Here is a 5,078-nt window from a genome sequence, read left to right as displayed (position 1 = left end):
CAGGCGCTCTCGACCGCAGCAGACGAAATGCTCCAACGAGCGACGAAGGTGGAAGAGCAGTTGCGAGAGAAACTGAAAAATGAAGCCCTCGCACTCAGCCTGGCGCCGCAGGAAGGATCGGCCTAGTTTCCACGCTACACGGCGCCCATCGACTTTTCCTCTTCCAACGAAGACATGCTCGTGTGGGAGGAGACCCAGATGAAAGAGACGCTCAAACCAGGCATCACCTACGAGCACCGGTTCGTGGTTCCCGCCTCGAAGACCGTTCCGGCGCTCTACCCGGAGGCAGAAGAGTTTCGGGCGATGCCGGTCGTGTTTGCCACCGGGTTCCTGGTGGGTTTGTTCGAGTGGGCCTGCATCCAGGCGGTCAACCCCCATCTGGATTGGCCCGCCGAACAGACCGTGGGCACCCACATCGACGTGAGCCACGAAGCCGCCACCCCGCCGGGGCTCGCGGTCACGGCCCGGGTCGAGCTCGTGGAGGTGAGCGGCCGAAAACTGGTCTTCCACCTGGAAGCCCACGACGGTGTCGATCGCATCTCCAGGGGCCGCCACGAGCGCTTCGTCATCGACAAGGCCAAGTTCGACGCCCGGGTTCGGGGGAAGGCACCCGCTTCGTGACGATGCCGGCCTGACGCGGGTGGACCGGCGAGTGCCGCCCGGGGATTGCCCCCCGGGGCGACGTCGCATCGGGTTCACCGGTGGCGGAACCGGGGCTTTCGCTTCTCCACGAACGCCTCCATCCCTTCCCTGCGATCCTCGAACCCGAACGTGAGCTGGAAGAGCTTGCGCTCGAAGGCCAGGCCTTCCCCCAGCGGCATCCCCTGGGACTGGACCACGGCCTGCTTGAGGAGCTTGAGGACGGGCCTGGAGTGCGACGCGATCCTGCGTGCGACGGCGAGCGCCGTGTCCAAGAGCTCCGCCGGAGGCACGACCCGCGACACCAACCCCGCCCGCTCGGCTTCGGCGGCATCCATCATCCGGCCCGTGAGGAGCAGGTCCAGGGCCTTGTGCTTCCCGATGGCCCGGGGGAGGCGCTGGGTGCCGCCGGCTCCGGGCATGGTGCCCACCGAGACCTCGGGGTGGCCGAAGCGGGCCGTATCAGCGGCGATGACGATGTCGCACATCTCCACGAGCTCGCACCCTCCCCCCAGGGCATAGCCCGCCACCGCCGCCACCACCGGCAGGCCGAACGCGGCCAGCCTGGGGCAACAGCCCGAGAAGTTCTCGGCCACCACCTCAGGCAGGGTCTTCCCCAGCATCTCCTTCAGGTCGGCCCCTGCGGCAAAGACGTCGGCACCCCCGGTCAGGATCGCGACCGACACCTCGGGGTCGCCTTCGAGGACATCCAGGGCCGCCGCCAGCTCAGAAACCAAGCCGTCGCAGAGCGCGTTCAGCGCCTTGGGCCGCTCCAGGCGGAGGACGGCCACCCTCTCCTCGGTCGTGACACTCAGGAACTCGTACGGCATGACTCCCTCCTCGCGATGGGCGGCGGCGCGCGACCGCCGGCCGCCTTTGGCCACAGGCTGGCACGATAGACCTTGCCGGGGGCGCCGGGCAGTGGCACATGCGACAATCTGCAATGCGATTGCGACAACAGGAGTTCCCGTGAAGCGCGTCCTCATCCTGGCCTTCGAAAACACGGTGGCCACTACCTTTACGGGCCCCCTCGACGTGTTCCACCAAGCCGGGCGCCTCTACGACCGCCTCATGGGGGACCGGGAAACGCCCTACTTCGAGGTGGAGCTCGTGAGCCTCGACGGCAGGACCTTTGCGACCCGCACCGGGCTGCGGGTCACCCCCCACCGCAGCATCGCCGGTGCGCCCCGCGCCGACCTGGTCCTGGTCTCGGCCCTGGCCTCCCTCAACAGCGACCGGTACCCGGGCGCCGTGGACTGGCTCGGGGAGCAGGCCGCGCGGGGGGCGGACCTCGCGAGCGTGTGCACCGGCGCCTTCCTGCTCGCGGCCACCGGGCTGCTCGACGGCAAGGAGGCCACCACCCACTGGGCCTTCGCGGATGCCTTCCGGGCGCGCTACCCGGCGGTGGACCTGCGCCCGGAGCGGATCCTTACCGACGGGGGCCGGGTGTACTGCTCCGCCGGCTTCACCGCCGCCGTGGATCTCTCCCTGTACCTGGTGGAGAAGTACTGCGGGCGCGACGTGGCGCTCCACACGGCAAAGGCCATGCTCTCGGACCACGGCCGCACCAGCCAGTCGCCCTACGCGGTCTTCCGCCTCCGGAAGGACCACGCCGACGCCCGCGTCCTGGAGGTCCAGGACTGGCTCGAGACCCACTTCTCGGAGGAGGTGCGGTACCCGGAGCTCGCCGGGCGGTTCGGCCTGAGCCCCCGGACCCTGGAGAGGCGCTTCAAGGCGGCTGCCGGAGTCACGCCGCTCGCCTACCTCCACCGGGTGCGGGTGGAGGCTTCCAAGCGCCTCCTGGAGGAGACCGGCAAGAGCTTCGAGGAGATTACCTGGGCCGTGGGCTACGGCGACGGGGGCTTCTTCCGGAAGGTCTTCGTCAAGGAGACCGGTTTGCGGCCGTCGGAGTATCGGCAGCGCTTTCGCCGGTAGGAACCGCTCGACAAACGAGCAGAGGACGATCCGGGTCTTCACCGGGTGAAGCTCCAGACCGCACTGCGCGAACCGGCCCCGGACCGCCTGGAGCTCCACCCGTGCCCGCCGCTCACTCCTGCAATGGACCAGGCTGTCGTCCGGATAGCGCTCGAACTGGGCGCTCGGAAAGGTCTTTTTCCATGTGACCGGAGGTATATAGAGTCCCCCTCCGCGTTGGGTGAGCATGGCCCTTCGTCCCCCACTCTACGTGGTCGGCAGGGAAGAAGCCTCCATCCCGGCGTCCCGGGAACGGTCTTCTTCGCGAGGAGCCACCACGATTCAAGCCGTGCGGCTCCCCGGCCGAAGGGAATGGGCGAAGTGCTCGCTCGCAAGACGCAGGACTTCTCGGACCGTGTCTGTTGCGGGAACTGGACTTCAGGGGAGTGTGCGTTGTTCCAGGGGATTCGCTTCAAGCTCACGACCCTAACGTTTCTCCTCGTGGCCACCATCACCACGGCGTCTTCGGTAGTCGCGATGAACGTCATGGACGAGTTCCTCCTGGGCCAACTCGTGAGGCGCGGGCTCGCCATCGGACGCAGCGTGTCGAGCGCCGCGGCGTACAGCTTCCTCGCCGAAGACAGGCTGGCGCTGGACAACCTCGTCTCAAAGGTCCGCGAGCAGCAGGAGGACATCGTATTCGTGGCCGTGGTGGACCAGAGTGGGCGGCTCCGGGCCCACAGCGACCTCCGGCGCACCGGCGAAGCTCTGGTGGAAGCCCAGGGCCGCCTTCTCGAGACAGAGCCGGACGGCGCCAGGGTCCTGCGGGTGCTTCGGGACGAGGAGCCGGCCTTCGACTTTCGGGTTCCGATCTCCTTCGCCGGAAAGCACCTGGGTCAGGTCCACTTGGAGATCGCCAACGACGCCCTGGTCACGGCCCAGTCCCGGGCCAGGACCAAGGTATTCCTCGTCTCCGCGCTGGTCCTCGCCCTGGGAGTGGCCGGCACCTTCTTGATCTCCAGGCTGATCACCACGCCGATCAAGGTGCTGGCCCGGTGTGTTTCCGAGCTCTCGGCGGGGCAGTACAAGGAGGAGATCCCCGCGCGGGCCCGGGACGAGCTGGGCGAGCTGAGCCGCAGCTTCAACGAGATGGCGAGGCTCATCACGGAACAGCAGGGCAGCTTGCAGCAGTATGCCCGGGACCTGGAGGGGGCGTACGTGGGGACCGTCAAGGTCCTAGCCACGGCGATCGAGGCCCGGGACCCCTATACCCTCGGCCATTCCGAGCGGGTGGCGAAGCTGTCGGTGGCCATCGGCAGGATCCTGGGCCTGGAGGAGGCCGAGCTTCGGGACTTGGAGCTCGCGTGCCTGTTCCACGACGTGGGGAAGATCCGGACCCCCGACCAGGTCCTCCAGAAGCTGGAGCGGCTGACCGAGGAGGAACGGCGCGTCATCATGCGCCACCCCGAGGACGGAGCCGACGTCTTGCGCATCGTGGAGTCGCTCCACGATCTCATCCCGGGCGTCCTCCACCACCACGAGTGGTACGACGGTCGCGGCTATCCGGATGGGCTCTCGGAGGACCAGATCCCTCTCTTCGCCGCCATCATCGCCATCGCCGACTCCTACGACGCCATGACCTCTTCGCGGCCCTACCGCGAAGCGCTGACGCCGGGGCAGGCCGCGGCGGAGCTGCTCTCCTATCGGGGAACCCAGTTCCACCCCCAGCTCACCGACCTCCTCCTGGAGGTCCTGGAACGGGACGGGGTCCTGGCGGGCAAGGAGCCGCTGGCGTGCCGGGCTTGAGGAGGCTTTCGCGGACCCTGGCCCTGGCCGCCGTCCTGCTCGCGGCCTGTGCGCCCCTGGAGCGGATCCCCACCCATCGGGACATCCGCCCCCCTGACGATGTCCAGCCGGCCGCCGCGCCCGCGCCTCCTCCGCCCCCCCTTGCCCCCCCTGCCGCGGCAGCCGAGCGCGGAGAGGCACTTCCAGTTCCCCCGGCCGCAGCCGCTGAGCGCAAAGGGGCACCTACGGATCATCGCCCCCGCGCCGCGCCGGAGCCCGAGCGGCCAGGTGAGCTGCTCCAGCAAGAAGCCTCCTCGGCGGCTCGGCAGGCGAAGGCTGCGGCCCAGTCCCTGGGCGAGGGGGAGGAGCGGTACCGGATCGGCGACTGGGCCGAGGCCGGGACCCACTTCGGCCGCGCCCTGGAGCTTCTCCCGGCGGGGGAGGGTTCCTTCGGGGACGCCGGCTGGACCCGAAGCCGGGTGGAAGGCAGGATCCGGGACTGCTCCCAGCGGCTCATGGAGGCGGGGCTGCTCCGCTATCGGACCGGCGACCTGCCCGGCGCGATCGACACCTGGCGCAAGATCGCGGCCTTCGACCCTTCCTTCGAGGACGCCCGCCGCAGCATCGAGACCGCCACGGCCCAGCAGAGAAACCTGGAGAAGATCCGCTAACGCCCGTGGGAGAATCGGAGGGGACGTCCTTGCTTTTCATGCCTTTTCTTCTTCGGGGCGGCCTTCCGG

The 5,078-nt window shown here is 68.8% G+C and carries 5 protein-coding genes; 4 read left to right on the top strand and 1 reads right to left on the bottom strand.

Translation table 11 applies throughout. The features are described from left to right. The first annotated feature begins 198 nt into the window (after positions 1-198). Positions 199-621: a thioesterase family protein gene (locus AB1578_21805; protein MEW6490534.1), complete on the top strand. Its 423-nt coding sequence runs from the start codon at positions 199-201 to the stop codon at positions 619-621. Between the two features lie 74 nt (positions 622-695). Here the strand turns inward: AB1578_21805 and AB1578_21800 are convergent, their stop codons facing one another. Next, positions 696-1,469 (bottom strand): enoyl-CoA hydratase-related protein, encoded by a 774-nt coding sequence (locus AB1578_21800; protein ID MEW6490533.1) that lies wholly within the window; start codon positions 1,467-1,469, stop codon positions 696-698. A gap of 139 nt (positions 1,470-1,608) precedes the next feature. Here AB1578_21800 and AB1578_21795 point away from each other — a divergent pair, with 139 nt between their 5' ends. The 3 genes from AB1578_21795 (at position 1,609) to AB1578_21785 (ending at position 5,009) form a co-directional block, all read left to right on the top strand. Then, positions 1,609-2,574, top strand: a complete 966-nt coding sequence (locus AB1578_21795; GenBank protein ID MEW6490532.1) for a GlxA family transcriptional regulator — start codon at positions 1,609-1,611, stop codon at positions 2,572-2,574. A 432-nt stretch (positions 2,575-3,006) separates the two neighbouring features. Next, positions 3,007-4,359 (top strand): HD domain-containing phosphohydrolase, encoded by a 1,353-nt coding sequence (locus AB1578_21790; protein ID MEW6490531.1) that lies wholly within the window; start codon positions 3,007-3,009, stop codon positions 4,357-4,359. Further along, the gene (locus AB1578_21785; protein ID MEW6490530.1) at positions 4,347-5,009 is read left to right on the top strand and encodes a hypothetical protein; all 663 of its coding nucleotides are present in this window, start codon (positions 4,347-4,349) and stop codon (positions 5,007-5,009) included. Before AB1578_21790 ends, AB1578_21785 begins: the two co-directional genes overlap by 13 nt. Positions 5,010-5,078 lie beyond the last annotated feature (69 nt).

The organism is Thermodesulfobacteriota bacterium (genome assembly GCA_040756475.1).
In the GTDB taxonomy this organism is placed as follows: Bacteria; Desulfobacterota; Deferrisomatia; order Deferrisomatales; family JACRMM01; genus JBFLZB01.
The sequence above is the reverse complement of the archived record's forward strand: the minus strand, read 5'-3'. Positions and strand labels throughout refer to the sequence as shown.